16 protein-coding genes are annotated in these 18,635 nt (G+C 61.9%); 11 read left to right on the top strand and 5 right to left on the bottom strand.

Going from position 1 to position 18,635, the window contains the following annotated elements; genetic code table 11:
- The 3 genes from WBF74_RS04330 to WBF74_RS04320 form a co-directional block, all read left to right on the top strand.
- The coding region (locus WBF74_RS04330) for an electron transfer flavoprotein-ubiquinone oxidoreductase (RefSeq protein ID WP_424435710.1) at positions 1–1,173 on the top strand (1,173 nt) is incomplete at its 5' end.
- 117 nt (positions 1,174–1,290) lie between these two features.
- A complete protein-coding gene (locus tag WBF74_RS04325; protein ID WP_424435707.1) occupies positions 1,291–3,063 on the top strand; it encodes a tetratricopeptide repeat protein in 1,773 nt (590 codons plus the stop codon).
- Positions 3,063–3,947: a 4-(cytidine 5'-diphospho)-2-C-methyl-D-erythritol kinase gene (locus WBF74_RS04320; RefSeq protein ID WP_424435704.1), complete on the top strand. Its 885-nt coding sequence runs from the start codon at positions 3,063–3,065 to the stop codon at positions 3,945–3,947. Before WBF74_RS04325 ends, WBF74_RS04320 begins: the two co-directional genes overlap by 1 nt.
- Here WBF74_RS04320 and WBF74_RS04315 read toward each other — a convergent pair.
- Positions 3,931–4,950, bottom strand: a complete 1,020-nt coding sequence (locus WBF74_RS04315) for a polyprenyl synthetase family protein (RefSeq protein ID WP_424435701.1) — start codon at positions 4,948–4,950, stop codon at positions 3,931–3,933. The two genes, WBF74_RS04320 and WBF74_RS04315, sit on opposite strands and share 17 nt — an antisense overlap.
- 225 nt (positions 4,951–5,175) lie before the next feature.
- Here WBF74_RS04315 and WBF74_RS04310 point away from each other — a divergent pair, with 225 nt between their 5' ends.
- From WBF74_RS04310 to WBF74_RS04275, 8 genes are all read left to right on the top strand, one after another.
- Positions 5,176–5,391, top strand: a complete 216-nt coding sequence (locus WBF74_RS04310; protein ID WP_424435698.1) for a DUF2007 domain-containing protein — start codon at positions 5,176–5,178, stop codon at positions 5,389–5,391.
- A complete protein-coding gene (locus WBF74_RS04305) occupies positions 5,388–6,191 on the top strand; it encodes a tRNA1(Val) (adenine(37)-N6)-methyltransferase (protein ID WP_424435695.1) in 804 nt (267 codons plus the stop codon). Before WBF74_RS04310 ends, WBF74_RS04305 begins: the two co-directional genes overlap by 4 nt.
- Before the next feature lie 55 nt (positions 6,192–6,246).
- Positions 6,247–7,158 (top strand): S49 family peptidase, encoded by a 912-nt coding sequence (locus WBF74_RS04300; protein WP_424435692.1) that lies wholly within the window; start codon positions 6,247–6,249, stop codon positions 7,156–7,158.
- A 57-nt stretch (positions 7,159–7,215) separates the two neighbouring features.
- The gene (locus WBF74_RS04295; RefSeq protein WP_424435689.1) at positions 7,216–7,416 is read left to right on the top strand and encodes a hypothetical protein; all 201 of its coding nucleotides are present in this window, start codon (positions 7,216–7,218) and stop codon (positions 7,414–7,416) included.
- 186 nt (positions 7,417–7,602) lie between these two features.
- Entirely contained in the window at positions 7,603–8,487 is an 885-nt protein-coding gene (locus WBF74_RS04290) for a glycine--tRNA ligase subunit alpha (RefSeq protein ID WP_424435686.1), read from the top strand.
- Positions 8,484–10,619, top strand: a complete 2,136-nt coding sequence (glyS, locus tag WBF74_RS04285; protein ID WP_424435683.1) for a glycine--tRNA ligase subunit beta — start codon at positions 8,484–8,486, stop codon at positions 10,617–10,619. Before WBF74_RS04290 ends, glyS begins: the two co-directional genes overlap by 4 nt.
- An 88-nt stretch (positions 10,620–10,707) precedes the next feature.
- A complete protein-coding gene (gene ppdK, locus WBF74_RS04280; protein ID WP_424435680.1) occupies positions 10,708–13,407 on the top strand; it encodes a pyruvate, phosphate dikinase in 2,700 nt (899 codons plus the stop codon).
- Between the two features lie 454 nt (positions 13,408–13,861).
- Entirely contained in the window at positions 13,862–14,596 is a 735-nt protein-coding gene (locus WBF74_RS04275; protein WP_424435677.1) for a cell wall hydrolase, read from the top strand.
- A 27-nt stretch (positions 14,597–14,623) separates the two neighbouring features.
- On the opposite strand, the gene WBF74_RS04270 is transcribed toward WBF74_RS04275, so the two are convergent.
- The 4 genes from WBF74_RS04270 to WBF74_RS04255 all read right to left on the bottom strand — a co-directional run.
- On the bottom strand, positions 14,624–15,445 hold the full coding sequence (locus tag WBF74_RS04270) for an SDR family oxidoreductase (RefSeq protein ID WP_424435674.1): 822 nt from the start codon (positions 15,443–15,445) through the stop codon (positions 14,624–14,626).
- Between the two features lie 103 nt (positions 15,446–15,548).
- Positions 15,549–16,412, bottom strand: a complete 864-nt coding sequence (nadC, locus tag WBF74_RS04265; protein WP_424435671.1) for a carboxylating nicotinate-nucleotide diphosphorylase — start codon at positions 16,410–16,412, stop codon at positions 15,549–15,551.
- Positions 16,409–18,022, bottom strand: a complete 1,614-nt coding sequence (locus WBF74_RS04260; RefSeq protein WP_424435668.1) for an L-aspartate oxidase — start codon at positions 18,020–18,022, stop codon at positions 16,409–16,411. The genes nadC and WBF74_RS04260 overlap by 4 nt, the downstream gene beginning before the upstream one ends.
- 38 nt (positions 18,023–18,060) lie before the next feature.
- Positions 18,061–18,635, bottom strand: a 575-nt coding sequence (locus WBF74_RS04255; protein ID WP_424435665.1) for a quinolinate synthase, incomplete at its 5' end; no start/stop codon positions are given.

Below are 18,635 nucleotides of genomic sequence, written 5' to 3'. Positions count from 1 at the left end.
GGCAAGGATGGCGAGCCGAAGGACAGCTACACGCCGGGCATGGAACTGCGCGGCAAGTACACGCTTTTCGCTGAAGGCGTGCGCGGTTCGCTCTCCAAGGAACTGATCCGCAAGTTCAAGCTCGACGAGGGCCGCGATCCGCAGAAATTCGGCATCGGCCTCAAGGAGCTTTGGGAAGTCGATCCCGCCAAGCACCGTAAGGGGCTTGTGCAGCACACAATGGGTTGGCCGCTCGACAATTCGACCGGCGGCGGTTCATTCCTCTATCACTTCGGCGACAACCTCGTTGCCGTGGGCTTCGTGGTTCACCTGAACTACAAGAACCCCTATCTCTCGCCCTTCGACGAGTTCCAGCGCTTCAAGCACCATCCGGCGATTGCGGACACTTTTGTGGGCGGCAAGCGCATTTCCTATGGCGCGCGTGCCATCACGGAAGGCGGTTTCCAGTCCGTGCCCAAGCTCGTTTTCCCCGGCGGTGCGCTGATCGGCTGTTCGGCGGGATTCGTCAATGTGCCGCGCATCAAGGGCAGCCATAACGCGATCCTCACCGGCATCATGGGTGCGGAAGCCGCCTTCGAAGCCGTGAAGGATGGCCGTCAGGGCGATGAGCTTTCCGCCTATGCGGAAGCCTATGAAAAGAGCCCGGTCTATAAGGACCTGAAGCGCGTCCGCAACGTGAAGCCGCTCTGGACGCGGTTCGGCACCTTCCTCGGCATCGGCCTTGGCGCTGTCGATATGTGGATGAACAATCTCGGCATCGGCCTGCCCTTCACGCTGAAGCACGGCAAGGCGGACTTTGAGTCGATCAAGGAAGCCAAGGACTGCACGCCGATTGCCTATCCGAAGCCCGATGGCAAGATTTCCTTCGACAAGCTTTCCTCCGTGTTCCTCTCTGCGACGAACCATGAGGAAGATCAGCCTGTCCATCTGAAGCTGAAGGACCCGGCGATTCCGATTGCCTACAACCTGCCGAAATATGCCGAGCCCGCGCAGCGCTATTGCCCGGCCGGTGTGTACGAGGTTGTGCGCGACGCCGATGGATCCAACCCCCGCTTCCAGATCAATGCGCAGAACTGCGTCCACTGCAAAACCTGCGACATCAAGGACCCCGCCCAGAACATCAACTGGACAGTGCCGGAAGGTGGCGGCGGGCCGAATTACCCGAATATGTGATCGCAACGCGGTCGAAAGAGACGGGGGCTGTATGCGGCCCCCGTTTTTTTTGCTTCTATGGAGCAATCTTGCGCCGCCTCCAGGCGGCAGACCGAAGGCTTGAAGGCAGGCATCCATATGATGAGTTCCGATGCGGCGCGGTTGAGGAAAGGGCCGGTTCTGCGTGCGGCGCGGGGCATGGCACTCGCAACGCTTCTGGCCGCGCTTGGCGGCTGCGCCGGGACGGAGGGCTTCTCCGTTTTCCAGAAGGGGCGCGCGGACACGCCCTATGGTGCCTATCTCGCTGGCCGCCACGCCTCTGCCGTCAATGACAGCGGCAAGGCAGCGATCTATTACGAGCGCGCGTTGGCAGAAGAGCCGGGTGATCCTGTCATCCTTGAGCGCGCCTTCATGGCGGCGACAACGGCAGGCGACATGTCGCGCGCCATTCCGCTTGCAAGGCGTCTCATTGCTTCGGAGTCCGGTGATCGCATGGCGCGGCTTGTATTGGCGCTCGCTTCTGTACGCGAGGGCCGCTTTGCCGATGCGACGGAGGAAATGAAAGCCGCCGAACCCGGCCCCTTTACGGCGCTGGTCGGCACGCTCACCCTTGCCTGGGCAGCGGTGGGCGAGGGCGACAGGGAGCGCGCGCTTGAAAAGCTCGGCGCCTTTGATGGTCGCGCTGCCTTTGCGCTTTTCCGCGCCTATCACGAAGCGCTGATGCTCGAAGTGCTGGGCGACAGGGAGGCTGCAGGGGCCGCCTTCGAAAAGGCGATGGAGGCAAGCGGCGGAGGCAGCATTCGCGTTGTCCAGGCCTATGCGAGCTATCTGTCGCGCGGCGGGCAGGATGACAAGGCGCGCGATGTGCTGACAGGTTTTCTCGAACTCGCGGGCGAGCACCCGCTTGCCGAGCATGAGCTTGCGCTGCTGCAAAAAGGGGAGACCCTGCCCCCGCTCGTTGCGAATGCGTCGGAGGGCGTTGCCGAAGCGCTTTATGGGCTTGGCAGCGCGCTGGCGAGCGATCCGTCCGGCAATCTCGCGGAGCTTTATCTCAATCTGGCGCTTTATATGCGGCCCGATTTCGACATTGCGCGCTCGCTTCTCGGTGGGGCCTATGAAACGCAGAAGCGTTGGGCCGATGCCGTTGCCGCCTATGACAAGGTGGGCCGCAATTCGCCGCTCTACATGAATGCGCGTATCCAGACGGCGCTGGCGCTCGACAAGCTGGAGCGCGAGGATGAGGCAATCCGTGTGCTGGAGCGCGTCGCACGAGATTTTCCCGACCGCATAGAGCCGCTTGTCGCGATGGGTGACATTCATCGCGCGAAGGAAAAATACGCAGAAGCAGCGAAGGAATATCAGCGCGCGATCGAGCTTTCCGGCAAGCCGGATGAGCGTAACTGGACGCTCTATTATGCGCGCGGCATCTGTTACGAGCGGCTTGGCGAATGGGAAAAGGCGGAAGCCGATCTTACTCTCGCGCTTGATCTCTCCGGCGATCACCCGCTGGTTCTCAACTATCTCGGCTATTCATGGATCGAGCAGCATCATCGTCTCGATGAGGCGCTTGCGATGATCGAAAGGGCCGTCGAGCAGCGCCCCAATGACGGCTATATCGTGGACAGTCTTGGCTGGGCACGCTACCGGCTCGGTGAATATGCGCTGGCCGTGAAATATCTTGAGCGTGCGGTGGAGCTTCAGCCGGGCGATCCGACGATCAACGAGCATCTGGGCGATGCCTATTGGAAGGTTGGTCGCCGCATCGAGGCGCGCTACCAGTGGAGTCACGCCATGGCGCTGGAGCCGGAACCTCGCCGCGAAGAGATCCTCCGCATCAAGCTTGATCTCGATCTTGAGGCCGGAGAGCGCGCCGAGGCCGAGCAGAAGACAGCGGCACCCGCAGGCTCGTGATGAGTGATGCAGTTGAGCTGGCACGGGCGAAGATAAACCTGTCGCTCCGCGTGCTGGGCCGTCGCCCCGATGGCTATCATGAGCTGCGGAGCCTCGTGGTCTTTGCCGAAACAGGCGACCGGATCACCGCGCGGCGGAACACGGATCTTTCTCTGACGCTTGAAGGACCCTTTGCCTCATCGCTTGAAGGGGAGGCGGACAATCTCGTGCTGCGTGCGGCGCGCGGCCTGCGCGAGAGGGCGGGCGTTGCGAGCGGTGCTCACATCACGCTTGAAAAAAACCTTCCCGTCGCATCGGGCATTGGCGGGGGCTCGGCGGATGCCGCCACCGCCCTCCGCGTATTGATGCGCCTTTGGAATGTCGCGCCGGAGGAAGCGGCCCTCGAAGATCTTGCCCTGTCGCTTGGTGCCGATGTGCCGGTCTGCCTTGATCCGCGCCCGGCGCTGATGGCTGGCATAGGCGAACGCATCACGCGCTTCCCACGGTTTCCGGGCTTCGGCTTGCTGCTCGTCAATCCGCTGAAATCGCTCTCGACAGCGTCCGTCTTTCGCGCGCTTGCAGCCCCTGCAATCACCGCGACGCCGCCTGACGCCCCGCTTCCCGTTTTTTGTTCGCTTGATGATCTTCTCGCTTGGGTGAACGAGGAGCCGAATGATCTTGAAGCGCCGGCAAGGGCCATCCTGCCGGAGATAGACGATGTGCTTGCAGCCGTAACCGAAACGAAAGAATGCCGCCTCGCACGAATGTCCGGCTCGGGCGCAACCTGCTTTGGCGTTTATGGGAGCGTTACAGAAGCGGAAGCAGCCGCGCGCGACCTTTCAGCCGCCCACCCCGACTGGTGGGTGAAAGAAGCTGCCGTCTCCGGCGTCAGTGATTCCGGTTGATGCAGAATTCGACCAGCGCTGTCAGCGCATCGCGATATTTGCTTTCCGGGAAGATCGCCAGCGCGTCGATGGCCATGGCGCCATAATGGCGTGCCCGCACGATCGTGTCTTCCAGCGCTGAATGGCGATGCATCAGCTCGACGGCGCGTTCGAGATCGCCTTCCTGCCTGTCGCCCTGTTGCAGCGTGCGCTCCCAGAAGCTGCGTTCCTCCGCCGTACCACGCCGGAAGGCAAGCACGACCGGCAGGGTGATCTTGCCTTCGCGGAAATCATCTCCCGTATTCTTGCCGAGTGCGGCAGCCCGCCCGCCATAATCAAGCGCATCATCGACAAGCTGGAAGGCAATGCCGAGATTGCGGCCATAGGAGTGAAGAGCGGCTGCCTCATTGCCCTCGCGCTTTGAGATGACGGCGCCGATTTCCGATGCAGCCGCAAAAAGCGCCGCCGTCTTGGCGGAGATCACGCGCAGATAGGCATCTTCCGTGGTGCTTGTGTCCTTTGCAGCCGCAAGCTGCATGACTTCGCCTTCCGCGATGATGGAGGCGGCGTCCGCGATGATTTCGAGGGCGCGAAGCGACTTCGTTTCGACCATGAGCTTGAAGGCGCGGCCAAGCAGGAAGTCACCCACAAGCACGCTTGCCTGATTGCCCCAGAGCATCCGCGCCGTCTTGGAGCCGCGCCGCATATCGCTTTCATCCACGACATCATCATGGAGAAGCGTTGCCGTATGCAGGAACTCAACCGTTGCGGCGAGCTTGATATGGTCACTGCCCGTATAGTCGCACATCTTCGAGGCGGCGATGGTGAGCATGGGGCGCAGCCGCTTGCCGCCTGAATTGATGAGGTGGCTTGCAAGCTCGGGAATCATCGGCACGTCAGATGCCATCCGCTCACGGATGAAATCATTGACAGCCTCCATCTCGGGCCGCACCAGCGCCTGCAACTCTGCAACCGCGTTCTGGCCGCGGCCGCGATCCTCGCCCAGGGGAACAACTACACCCAATGAGTGACTCCTGCGTCGGGGGAAGGGCCGCTTGTCGGCCCGAAAACTCCATAAATGGCTCGTAATACCAGGCCATTTGAGAAAGCATAGGTTGGTGCCGGATAGGCGGCAAGGCCCGGAAAAGCAGGATTTCTGGGTGAGTACCTGCCCACCGGGTCATGCGGGGCCATATGCCGCACCGGGCGGTTTATGCACCGAAATGCGCGGAAGGGAAAGAAAAACGGCATGAAGGAATTGATTCGAACCAATGACCCTGTGCTGATCTCCTTTCTTCTCCACAGGCTGCGTGAGGAAGGTATCGAACCCTTCGAGATGGATGGTCATATGAGCTTCATGGAGGGCTCGCTCGGCATACTGCCAAGGCGTATCATGGTGGTGGATGAGGACCATGAGAGCGCGCGGAAGATTCTCGACGAAGTTCAAGGGAGCGGGAACGGATGAGCGGCACATCAGCACTGAAAACGAACGAGCCTGACATCACCGATGATGGCTTTCTCGGTGGGAGGCTGAAAATGCTTCAGCCGGCGCGGGGCTACAGGGCAGGGCTTGATGCCGTGCTTCTGGCAGCCGCGATCCCGGCGCGTGCGGGCGAGCGTGTGCTGGAGGCGGGGGCCGGTGTCGGTGTGGCAAGCCTCTGCCTCGCCTCGCGTGTGAGCGGGGTTGAGGTTGCAGGCATTGAAGTGCAGCCGGAGCTTGTGCGCCTTGCCGAAGAAAACATTGCGCGAAACGGCCTTTCGGATCGCGTGTCGATCATGGAGGGCGATATCGGCCATCCGGTGCGCGACCTCGCAGCCGCAGGTCTGGCACCCGCAAGCTGGCACCATGTCTTTGCCAATCCGCCCTATCACGACCCGGCGTCGAATCCCGCCTCGCCGGACCGCAGCAAGGCGCAGGCGCATCTGACGCTCGGCTCCGATCTGAATGACTGGGTGCGTTTCTGCTGCGTCATGGCGCGGCCCAAGGGAAGTGTCACCTTCATCCACCGGGCAGATGCGTTGGGGCAATTGCTCAATGCCATGTCTGGCCATCTGGGCGGCATCGAGGTCTTTCCGCTTTGGCCGGCGGCGGGCAAGCCCGCCTCACGGGTCATCATTCGCGGCCAGCGTGATTCGAAGGCGCCGCTCGTGCTGCGGGCGGGCCTTGTGCTGCATGGCGCGGATGGCCGCTTCACCCCCCGCGCCGAGGCGCTGCTGAGAGAGGGCGAGGCCTTGCTGCTAGACCAGCCCGGCCAGATCGTCTGACGCCTCAAGTGCCTGTCCGCTTGTCGGATGGCGGCTCTGTCCCTATCTATTGGGAATGAGAAACCGCCTTGCGCCCTTTCTGCCCGCCCTGCTGCGCCGCCGCGTAGCTCCTGACTGGAACCCGAAGCCCGTCGTCGCCGTGGTGCGGCTGTCGGGCGTGATCGGTCCTTCACAGCCCTTGCGCGGCGGGCTGAACCTTGCCGCTGTCGCACCTGCGCTCGAAGCGGCCTTCTCCATGAAGAATGCAAAGGCGGTGGCACTGCTCATCAATTCGCCGGGCGGCTCGCCGGTGCAGTCATCGCTGATCTACAAGCGCATCCGCGCCCTTGCGACCGAGAAGAACCTTCCCGTCTATGCCTTTGCGGAAGATGTCGCAGCATCAGGCGGCTACATGATCGCCTGCGCGGCAGACGAGATTTATGCCGATGAAAGCTCGATCCTTGGCTCCATCGGCGTCGTCTCGGCGGGCTTCGGTTTCACCGGCCTGATAGAAAAGCTGGGCATCGAGCGCCGCGTGCATACGGCAGGCGAGAGCAAGGCGATGCTTGATCCCTTCCAGCCGGAACGGCCTGAGGAAGTCGCCCGCCTCGAAGCGCTGCAACGCGACGTGCATGACTATTTCAAGCGGCTCGTCCGCGAGGCGCGGGGCGAACGGCTGAAGGCTGACGACCCGGCGATCTTCTCCGGCGAGTTCTGGGCAGGCGAGGGGGCGGTGGCCCGTGGCCTCGCCGATGGTCTCGGCGATGTGCGGGGCAAGATGCGGGAGCTGTTTGGCCCCGATGTGAAACTGAGGCTCATCAGCCCGAGGACCCCCTGGTATCGCCCCGGTGCCGGCGGTGGCTTGGGCGGAACCGAGCTTTCCGGCGGGTTCTTCGACCGGCTGGGGACGGGATTCGCCGCCCAGCTGGCCGACGGGCTTATTTCCGCCATCGAGAGGCGTTCCCTTTGGAGCCGTTTTGTCCTTTAATGGGGCCGTCCTGGCCGCTTATCGTATCTTGGCCAGACCAATCGAGAGGACGATGACATGACGAAGATCGTCTTTGCAGCCGTGTTTATTGCGGTTTGCTACGCTGCCTATCAGGCGGTTCAGCGCCAGACCATGCGCCAGCGCGAGGCCTTTGCGCGCGCCCGCGCGAGCCACCGGGTGGAGCCGCGCGATCTCGGAATGCTCCGCGAAGAGGGCGACGGCATCTATGTGCCGGAGCACAGCCGCCGCGACATCTGACCTCGAATTCGAACCTCGACCTGAAATCAGTGCGTGATTCGGCCCGGCAGGGTTTCCTTTCCGGGCTTTTCTCCTTCTGCCTTCAACTTGACCCTCCCCGGACCGGGAGCTAGGTTGCGCCCGCCCGAGGTATGCGCTCGCGGCCTGTGATCCCGCTGCCGATTCCGCTTGAAAGCGCCTCACCCCATGACGGCGAAGCCAGATAATTCTTTCCAGTCTCTGATCCTGAAATTGCAGGCCTTCTGGGCCAAGCAGGGCTGCGTCATTCTCCAGCCCTATGACATGGCGATGGGGGCGGGCACGTTCCACCCTGCGACCACCTTGCGTGCGCTGGGGCCGAAGCCGTGGAAGGCCGCCTATGTGCAGCCCTCCCGCCGCCCCACAGACGGGCGCTATGGCGAGAACCCGAACCGCTTTCAGCACTATTACCAGTTTCAGGTGATCCTGAAGCCGAGTCCGGAAAACATCCAGCAGCTCTATCTCGAAAGTCTCGAGATGCTGGGGATCGATGCGAAGAACCACGACATCCGCTTTGTCGAGGATGACTGGGAAAGCCCGACGCTGGGCGCCTGGGGTCTTGGCTGGGAAGTCTGGTGCGACGGCATGGAAGTCTCGCAGTTTACCTATTTTCAGCAGGTCGGCGGCATCGAGTGCGAGCCTGTCTCCGGCGAGCTCACCTACGGGCTTGAGCGCCTCGCCATGTATATCCAGGGCGTCGACAACGGCTATGAGCTGGATTTCAACGGTGCAAGCGGCGAAGACCGCGTGACCTATGGCGATGTCTTCCATCAGGCCGAGGTGGAGTTCTCCGCGCACAACTTCGAGGCGGCGAACACGGAAATGCTGTTCCGCCATTTCGAGGACGCGGAAAAGGAATGCGAGGCGCTTATCAAAAAGGGGCTGCCGCTGCCGGCTTATGATCAGGTCATCAAGGCGAGCCACAATTTCAACCTGCTTGATGCGCGCGGCGTCATCTCCGTCACCGAACGGCAGGCCTATATCGGCCGCGTGCGCGCGCTCGCGAAGCTCTGCGCCGACGCATGGAAGAATACGCAGGAGACACGCGCATGAGCGAACTTCTGCTGGAGCTTTTCTCGGAAGAGATTCCCGCCCGCATGCAAAAGCGCGCGCGCGAAGACCTTTTGCGCCTTGTCAGCGATGCGCTGAAAGAAGCAGGCGTTGAGGGCAGGAATGCGCGCGCCTATGCAACGCCGCGCCGCCTCACGCTTGTCATCGAAGGTCTGCCGGAAAAGACGCCGGACGTGAAGGAAGAGCGCAAGGGCCCGAAGGTCGGCGCGCCGCAACAGGCGATTGACGGTTTCCTCCGCGCTGCCGGTCTTTCCTCCATCGATCAGGCGACCGTACAGGAAGACAAGAAGGGCGCCTTCTATGTCGCGGTCACGGAAAAGCCCGGCCGCGCCACGGCCGATCTCATCGCGGAGATCGTGCCTGCGGTGGTGCGCTCATTCCCCTGGCCGAAATCCATGCGCTGGGGCAGTGGCTCGCTTCGCTGGGTGCGCCCGCTTCATTCGATCCTCTGCCTGCTGGGCGGCAAGGTTGTCCCCTTCGAGGTGGATGGCATCAAGTCGGGCAACACGACGCGCGGCCACCGCTTCATGGCACCCGCAGAGTTCGCGGTGGCGGATTTCACCGATTACGAGATGAAGCTCACCGAGGCGAAGGTTGTGCTTGATCCAGCAAAGCGCGCGCATTTCATCCATGCAGGCGCGAAGGCGCTCGCAGAGGCCGAAGGGCTGACACTGGTTGAGGATGAGGCGCTGCTGCATGAAGTGGCAGGGCTTGTCGAATATCCCGTGCCGCTGATCGGGCGCATCGATGATGAGTTCATGTCCGTGCCGCAGGAAGTGCTGACCAGCACCATGCGCGCGAACCAGAAATATTTCGCGCTGCATGACGGGCAGGGCAAGCTCAGCAACCGCTTCATCGTGGTGGCCAATCTCGAAGCAGAAGATGGCGGCAAGGCCATCATCAATGGCAATGAGCGCGTACTCCGTGCCCGCTTCGCCGATGCGCGCTTCCTCTGGGATCAGGACCGGAAGCAGACCCTCTCAAGCCGCCTGCCGAAGCTCAATGAAGTCGTTTTCCATGCCAAGCTCGGCACGGTGCATGACAAGGCTATTCGCATCGGCAAGCTCGCGGAAGCGCTCGCCCCCTTCGTGCCCGGTGCTGACGCTGCCAAGGCAAAAATCGCTGGCGAACTTGCAAAGGCCGACCTCACCACCGGCATGGTGGGCGAGTTCCCCGAACTGCAAGGGCTGATGGGCGCCTATTACGCGCGCAATGACGGGCTTGATGACGACATCGCCAACGCGATTGCCGAACATTACGCACCCCTCGGCCCCTCGGACGACGTGCCGTCCTCGCCGCTGGGCAAGGTGGTCGCGCTGGCCGACAAGATCGACACGCTGGCTGGCTTCTGGATCATTGATGAGAAGCCGACGGGATCGAAGGATCCGTACGCATTGAGGCGTGCGGCATTGGGCGTCATTCGCGTCGCGCTGGATGCTTCTCTGCGATTTCGGCTCTCGGAAGTCTTTCAGGTCGCATTGCGTGGGTACGGCGAGCTGGGCGAAGCCGCCGCCAAAAAGTGGATGGCGGCGTCGGGCAGCAAATCTCTTCGTGACGTTGTAAGTGCCGCGTTTACCGCGCTCGAAATGTCTGGTTTGCAAGATTTTTTCCGCGATCGCTTGAAGCAGCAGTTGAAAGAAAACGGTGCTCGGCATGATCTTGTCGATGCTGTCTTTGCGCTTGAAGGACAGGATGATCTCGTCCTCGTCGTGAAGCGTGTCGAGGCACTGTCGGCGTTCCTGTCCACGGAGGATGGCGCGAACCTGCTCGCGGGCTATCGCCGCGCGGTGAACATTCTCCGCATCGAGGAAAAGAAGGACGGCAAGGTATATGACGCCGCGCCGGTCGCTTCGCTTCTTCAGCAGAACGAAGAAAAGGCGCTTGCCGCCGCCATTGCGACCGCAACTGAGAAGGCGAAAGAAGCTGTCGGGAAAGAAGATTTCGCCGCCGCCATGTCGGCGCTCGCCACGCTGCGCGCGCCTGTCGATGCTTTCTTCGACAAGGTGACGGTCAATGCTGATGATGCTGATATTCGCGCGAACCGCCTGAAACTTCTGGCGCAGATTCGCGCGGCGTTGCACGAGGTTGCGGACTTTTCGAAGGTCGAGGGGTAACGCGACCTGATCCCTCGGCGTCGTGACCGCTTCATGCGGGCCATGACGGTAAAGTGGGTGCAGGCTCACCCAAACCAAAGGCAGTGCTATGGCTGAGAAGAAGTGGGTTTATTCCTTCGGTGATGGCAAGGCAGAAGGCGCGGCGTCCATGCGCGACCTTCTGGGCGGCAAGGGTGCGAACCTCGCCGAAATGTCGAATATCGGCCTTCCTGTGCCGCCGGGTTTCACCATCACCACGGAAGTCTGCACCGCCTTCTACGACAATGACCGGAACTATCCGGCGGGTCTGCGCGAGCAGGTCGAGGAAGCGCTTGCCGCCGTCGGCAAGGCTGTCGGCATGTCATTTGGCGACCCGGAAAATCCGCTTCTCGTTTCCGTGCGCTCCGGTGCCCGCGCCTCCATGCCCGGCATGATGGATACGGTGCTGAATCTCGGCCTCAATGACGAAACGGCAGCGGGCCTTGCAAAGCGCGCAGGCGATGAGCGTTTCGCCTATGACAGCTATCGCCGCTTCATTTCCATGTATTCCGATGTGGTGCTCGGCGTCGATCATCACAATTTCGAGGAAATTCTCGAGTATTACAAGGAAGAGCAGGAATATAATCTGGATACGGACCTTTCAGCCGAAGACTGGAAGGACGTGATCGCACGTTACAAGAAGCGCGTGGAAGAAGAGCTTGGCCATCCGTTCCCGCAGGATGTAAATGAGCAGATATGGGGCGCGATTGGCGCCGTCTTCGGCTCATGGCGCAACCGCCGTGCGGAAACCTATCGCCGCCTCCACAACATTCCCGAAAGCTGGGGCACCGCCGTCAATGTGCAGGCAATGGTGTTCGGCAATATGGGCAATACGAGCGCCACGGGCGTTGCCTTCACGCGCAACCCTTCCACAGGCGAGCGCGCCTATTACGGCGAGTTCCTTGTGAATGCGCAGGGCGAAGATGTGGTGGCTGGCATCCGCACCCCGCAAAGCCTGACCAAGAAGGCGCGCCTTGAGGGGGGCGACAGGCTGCCCTCCATGGAAGAGGCAATGCCCGAAGCTTTCGCAGAGCTTGCCGCCGTTTTCGAGCGGCTCGAACAGCACTATCGCGACATGCAGGATGTCGAGTTCACCGTTCAGGAAGGCAAGCTCTGGATGCTCCAGACGCGCGCCGGAAAGCGCACCGCGAAGGCCGCGCTCAAGATCGCGGTGGAAATGGTGGCGGAAGGGCTGATCGACGAGCAGACGGCGATTGGCCGCGTCGATCCCGCCTCGCTCGACCAGCTTCTGCACCCGACGCTTGATCCTGATGCGCCGCGCGATGTGCTGGCCTCGGGCCTGCCCGCCTCGCCGGGCGCTGCGAGCGGCGAGGTGGTATTCAATTCTGATGAGGCGGCGGCTCTTCGTCAGGAAGGGCGGGAAGTCATACTCGTCCGTGTCGAGACGAGCCCCGAAGACATCAACGGCATGCATTCCGCCGTTGCGATCCTCACCACGCGCGGCGGCATGACGAGCCATGCGGCGGTGGTGGCGCGCGGCATGGGCCGTCCCTGCGTGTCGGGCGCAGGCTCCATCCGCATTGATTACAAGAGTGAGACCTTCACCGCCTCCGGCGTCACCGTGAAGAAGGGAGACATCATCACGGTGGATGGCTCTACGGGGCAGGTGCTGAAAGGCCGCATCCCGACGCTGCAGCCGGAACTCTCCGGCGATTTCGCCACGCTGATGGGCTGGGCGGACAAATATCGCCGCATGGAAGTGCGCACCAATGCCGAGACGCCGCATGATGCGGAGACAGCACGCAAGTTTGGTGCGGAAGGCATCGGCCTTTGCCGCACCGAGCATATGTTCTTTGAGGAAAATCGCATCGTTGCTGTGCGCCAGATGATCCTCGCGGATGATGTCAAGGGTCGCCGCGCCGCGCTCGACAAGATTTTCCCGATGCAGCGCGATGATTTCCGCCAGCTCTTCGAGATCATGCATGGCCTGCCCGTAACGATCCGCCTGCTTGATCCGCCGTTGCATGAGTTCCTGCCGAAAGGCGAGGCGGAGATTGCGGAGTTCGCGGCAGAAACGGGCATGGATGCGGAGAAGCTCGCGCGCCGTCTGACGGAGCTTGACGAGACAAACCCGATGCTCGGTCATCGCGGCTGCCGCCTCGGTATTTCCTATCCGGAAATCTACGAGATGCAGGCCCGCGCCATTTTCGAAGGTGCATTGCTCGCCGCGGAAAAGACGGGCGAAGCCGTTGTGCCCGAAATCATGATCCCGCTTGTGAGCATGAAAGCTGAACTCGACTTTCTGAAGGAGCGTATCGTCGCTGTCGCGAATGAGGTCGAAAAGGAAAAGGGCGCGAAGCTCGACTATCGCATCGGCACCATGATCGAGCTGCCGCGCGCGGTACTGATGGCGCGGGAAATTGCCCAGAGCGCGGAGTTCTTCTCCTTCGGCACGAATGACCTAACGCAGACAACTTTCGGCATCAGCCGTGACGACGCCGCCCACTTCATGAATGACTATATGGGCAAGAAGATCATCGCGCAGGATCCCTTCGTTTCGCTGGACCGCGATGGCGTGGGCGAACTGGTGTCCATCGGTGCAGGGCGGGGAAGAGAAGTGCGCCCCGACATCAAGCTCGGCATATGCGGCGAGCATGGCGGCGACCCGGCCTCCATCGCCTTCTGCGAGGAAGTGGGCCTCACCTATGTTTCCTGCTCGCCCTACCGCGTGCCGATCGCGCGTCTCGCAGCCGCACAGGCGGCACTTTCGGGCGGTGCAAACGGTACTTCGGGCAGCGGTACTGCCTGACGGCTGAAAATCCATCCGTACACGCATTGTATCGAAACAGGATATGGCGTGTACGGATGGTTAAAATAAGCAACCAATTTGATGGAAATGCGTTAACGCTTCGAGTCGCCTGAAATGCAGCGAGGCGGGCCTTTGACGTAGCGTCAGGGAGCGCAAGATGGCGCCCGGGTACGATATGTCGCGCCTGAAAAATCTTTTTAATTCAATCACATAACCCGTCGCGTTTACAAAGTCGCAATTATGACATTGTTGCGCCCAGATTCGCGTGTTACCTCCGGAGCCAGCGATGAAGAAGTAAATATTTGCCCAGGTGTCGATGCGGCATCGGGCTCTGGCACGTTGGTAGCGGTGCTGTCCAACAGGCTCGAAAAGGTCCCGGAAGGGGCCGAGCGCGTTTCTGACAAGGGCGCGTTCCGGGTCTGCAAAAACAACAAAGCAGACGGTTTAGAGAACGATGCGTAAATTGTTTCAATGGCTCGACATGGGCCACCTGGTGGCCAGCGCTGCGCAAACGACAGCAGCCTTGCTGTGCCTCGGTATCGTCTCTTCCACGCTCATCTCCGCCTTTGCGACGCCTGATCCTGTTGTGGCGGCCAACCCGGCCACGCATCCGATAACGGCCTATGCGCCTGTGCATGGCCGCGATCTCGCCGGCGCTTTTGGCGGGGACAATGCCTTCCTCAGCGAACAGATTGAACAGGCAAGCCTCATCCTTCCGGCACCCGGCGTGCCGATGGATGTGGATACGCCGCTGGTGCGCCTCAGGGCGCAGATGCTCGAGAATGAGCGCCGCTGCCTTGCGGCGGGCATCTATTTCGAGGCGCGGGGCGAGTCGCTCCAGGGCCAGCTCGGCGTTGCGAGCGTCATTCTCAATCGTGTCGGCGCGGAGAACTATCCGGATACGATTTGCGGCGTTGTCTATCAGGGCGCGAGCCGCAAGACAGGCTGCCAGTTCTCCTTCACCTGCGATGCGCGGGTGAACAAGGTGCCGAATGAACGCCGCGCCTGGGCGCGTGCGCTGCGCACGGCGGAATATGTAACGATGGGCCGTATGGATCCGTCGGAGCTTGCGCCCGCCATGTATTATCACGCGGATTATGTGCAGCCCTATTGGGCCGCCAGCATGGTGGAAGTGGCGAAGATCGGCCGCCACATCTTCTACAAGCCCGCCCGCGAAGGCCGCTCCTGAGCGACCTTCGCGTCACGCGGTTCGGCCTCAAGCCTTCTTGTTTTCTTCCTTTACTTTGATCAGGGCCGCAATCGGTCCTGTCGATGCAAGCTGCTCGCGCACCAGTTCCGGCGTATTGCCTGCTGCCTTGTCGAGCTCAACCAGCTCCGGCGGCACATACCAGTGCAGCTTGTCCGAGCCATAGGCTTCCCAGACAACTTTCGCGACCTCGACCGGCGGAATGGCGCGGAACATGCCTTCCTTGGGTGCATTGGCGGCGGCCCCTTCCGGCAGGATAGGCGTATCGATCAGGCCCGGCAGCACGTCCGCCGCGCGCACGCCAATCAGGCGGAACTCGATGGAGAGCGCTTCGGTAAGCCCCTTCACCGCATGCTTCGTCGCTGAATAGACGGCAATGCCCGGCATGCCATAGGTCGCGGAAGAGGAAGAGGTGGTGAAGCAGAGCGCATTCTCCGTCGCCTTCAGAAGCGGCAGGGCGGCGTGGATACCGTTCAGTACACCGATGAAATTAACCTGCACCACGCGCAGATTGTCCTCAAAGGCCATCTGCTCGAAAAGGCCGCCCGCGCCAATACCGGCATTGTTGAAAAGAATGTCCATCTTGCCGCCGGTCGCCTTGCCGAAATCGGCGACGGTCGCGTCGAAGGCCTTCTTGTCGGTAACGTCGAGCCTGGAGACGATGCAGTTCTCCGCGCCGATTTCACTCTCAAGCGCCTTGAGGCCCGCCTCGTTGACGTCATAGCCGCCAACAAACCAGCCCTTGCCGGCGAAAAGCCGCGCCGTCTCAAGGCCCATGCCCGACGCCGCGCCTGTGATGAAGATGGACTTGCGTCCGTTTGCCTGTCCCATGGGTTCCTCCCGGTCAGTCCTGTTTTGGTTTTCTGGACCGTAGTCTAGTTCTGGTCCGGGGAAAAGCAGGAAGCGCGGGAAGGACGCAATCGCGGCCTGAGGCTCAGGAGGCCGTCAGCTGATCGAAATCAAGACCGATATCAAGGCAGGGGGCCGAATGGGTGATCCAGCCGCAGGAGATGAGGTCAACGCCTGATGCGGCGATGGCAGGTGCCGTCTCCACCGTGATGCGGCCCGATGCTTCTGCAATGGCGCGGCCATTGATGCGGCGCACGGCCTCGGTGAGCATCTGCGGCGACATATTGTCGAGCAGCACGGCATCAACGCCCTCGGCCAGCGCCTCGTCGAGCTGGTCGAGCGTATCCACTTCCACCTCGATCTTGACCATATGGCCGCTTGCCTGTTTCGCGCGCTGAATGGCAGCCGTGATACCGCCCGACACGGCGATATGGTTGTCCTTGATCAGCACGGCATCATCAAGGCCGAAGCGGTGGTTCATCCCGCCGCCCGCGCGCACTGCATATTTTTCAAAAATGCGCAGGCCCGGCGTTGTCTTGCGCGTGCAGCAGACATGCGCTTTCGTGCCTTCAATGGCGCGGGCAATCTCGCGCGTTGCCGTGGCAATACCGGACATATGGCCGAGAAAGTTGAGCGCCACGCGCTCTGCCGTGAGGATAGACCGCGCCGCGCCTTCAATGGCGGCAATCGTGTCACCCGGCTCGACATCGGAGCCGTCTTCCCGCACCACGGCGACTTTCAGCGCCGGATCAATCAGCCGGAACGCCATGCGCGCGCAATCAAGCCCGGCGATGCGGCCGGAGACACGTGCATTGAGCAGCACGCGCGCCTTTGCCTCTGCCGGAACGGTCGCCTGCGTGGTGATGTCGCCCGCGCGGCCAAGGTCTTCGGCAAGCGCCATGCGAATGGCGGGCTCGATCATCAGGGCAGGGAGCGGCATCAGCGTCATGCGGTAACCTGTTCTTCTTCTGCGCCCGAGGCGCCAAGGCTTTCTGTTGCCGCATCGCAAATGCGCGCGGCTTCTTTCAGTGTGATGAAGCTGCGATGGCACCAGGCGGCGCGTGGCTCCGCGAAATCGGTGCGGTAATGGCCGCCCCGGCTTTCCTCGCGCGCATAGGCGGCTGCGACGATGAGCTTTGCTGCCGTGGCACTGTTACCGAACAGGCTCGCCGGTCCCGCCGCGCGCTCCAGTCGCTTAATTTCCGCAAGCGCATGGGCAAGCCCGTGCCCGTTGCGCTCCACGCCCGCATAGATGGTCATGGTCTGGCGAAGCTGTTGCATGAAGGGGGCCGTTGCATGGCTGTGTGTGGTAAGCGCGGGCGGGGCAATGTCGCGGCCCGCACGGGCGCCCGGCACAGAGCCTTCAATATCGCTGGCGATCCGCGCGCCAAAGACAATGGCTTCAAGCAGCGAATTGCTGGCAAGCCGGTTTGCGCCATGCATGCCGGTGCAGGCGACCTCGCCACAGGCCCACAGCCCTTCGATCGTGCTCCGCCCATGCGCATCCACATGGATACCGCCCATATGGTAATGCGCGGCGGGCGCGACAGGGATCGGTTCGCGCGCCGGATCAATCCCGAGCGCAAGGCAGTTCGCGTGAACGGTCGGGAAGGCTTCGGCGAAGCGGTCGCCAAGCGCCGCACGCGCATCAAGGAATGCACCGCGCCCCGCCGCAATTTCGCGGAAGATAGCGCGGGCAACAATGTCACGTGGTGCAAGCTCTGCATCTTCGTGGATGGCGGCCATGAAGCGCGTGCCCGCCTTGTTGATGAGGGTCGCGCCTTCGCCACGCAGCGCCTCGGTAACGAGCGGGGCAGGGTCGCGCGTGGAGGCTATCGCGGTCGGGTGAAACTGCACGAACTCGGGATCGGCAATCACCGCACCTGCCCGGGCCGCCATGGCGATGCCTTCGCCGCGCGCCTCGCGCGGATTGGTTGTCACGGCGAAAAGCTGGCCGACACCGCCGGACGCAAGCACCACGGCACGCGCCTTGATGAGAAGCGGCTGCTGTGCTGCTGCTGCATGGGCCGGGCGCGCGAAGATGCCCGCCGCACGACCATTCTCGATGGCAAGTTCACAGGCCGAGAGGCCTTCCATGACAGTGATGGAAGGGCAGGCGCGCACCGCAGCCACAAGCGCCTGCATGATGGCCTTGCCTGCCTGATCGCCCTTCACATGAACAATGCGCCGATGGCTGTGTGCTGCCTCGCGGCCGACCGCGAGCTTGCCTTCAATATCCCGATCAAAGGGAACGCCGAGTCGGAGCAGATCGTCGATGCGAAGCGCCGCCTCCCGCGCGATGGAAAGCGCGGCTTCTTCATCCACCGTGCCGGCCCCTGCCGCAATCGTGTCGGCGGCATGGGACTCAGCCGTATCACCGGCCTCGATTGCAGCTGCAATGCCGCCCTGTGCCCAGGCGCTTGATGCGCCATCACCGATGGGCGCGCCTGCGAGAACGGTGACGGGCCGGGGCGCGAGTTTCAGCGCCGTGAAAAGCCCTGCAAGGCCCGCCCCGACAATGAGAACGTCGCCGGCATCGACAATATTGCCTTGTGCCATGATGGCGCCTCCGGAAAGAGCGGGACTAAAGATGCCGCTCAGTTGCCCAGATTGATCATCCGCTCAACGGCCAGTCGCGCGCGGGCGGCAACGGCAGGATCAACCGTCACTTCCTCACGCATATAGACAAGGCTCTCAAGAATGTTCTTGAGCGAGATGCGCTTCATATGCGGGCAGAGATTGCAGGGGCGCACAAATTCCACATTGGGATTTTCAACCGCCACATTGTCGCTCATGGAGCATTCCGTCACCATGACAACGCGCTTCGGCTGGTTTTCTTTCACCCAGTTGATCATGCCCGAGGTGGAGCCGGAGAAATCCGCTTCCGCCACCACGTCCGGCGGGCATTCAGGATGCGCAATGATGACGATGTTCGGATCGTCCTTGCGATACTGGCGAAGCTCTTCCGCCGTGAAGCGCTCATGCACTTCGCAGTGCCCCTTCCAGGTGAGGATCTTCACATTGGTCTGCTTGGCAATGTTCTGCGCGAGATATTCATCCGGGATGCAGAGCACGCGGTCCGTGCCGAAGCTTTCCACCACCTTCAGCGCATTGGAGGAGGTGCAGCAAATATCGCTTTCCGCCTTCACTTCGGCAGAAGTGTTCACATAGG

It is taken from the genome of Parvibaculum sp. (assembly GCF_049672805.1).
Classification (GTDB): domain Bacteria; phylum Pseudomonadota; class Alphaproteobacteria; order Parvibaculales; family Parvibaculaceae; genus Parvibaculum.
Note: the sequence above shows the minus strand (reverse complement) of the source record. Positions and strands in the feature narration are given on the sequence as shown.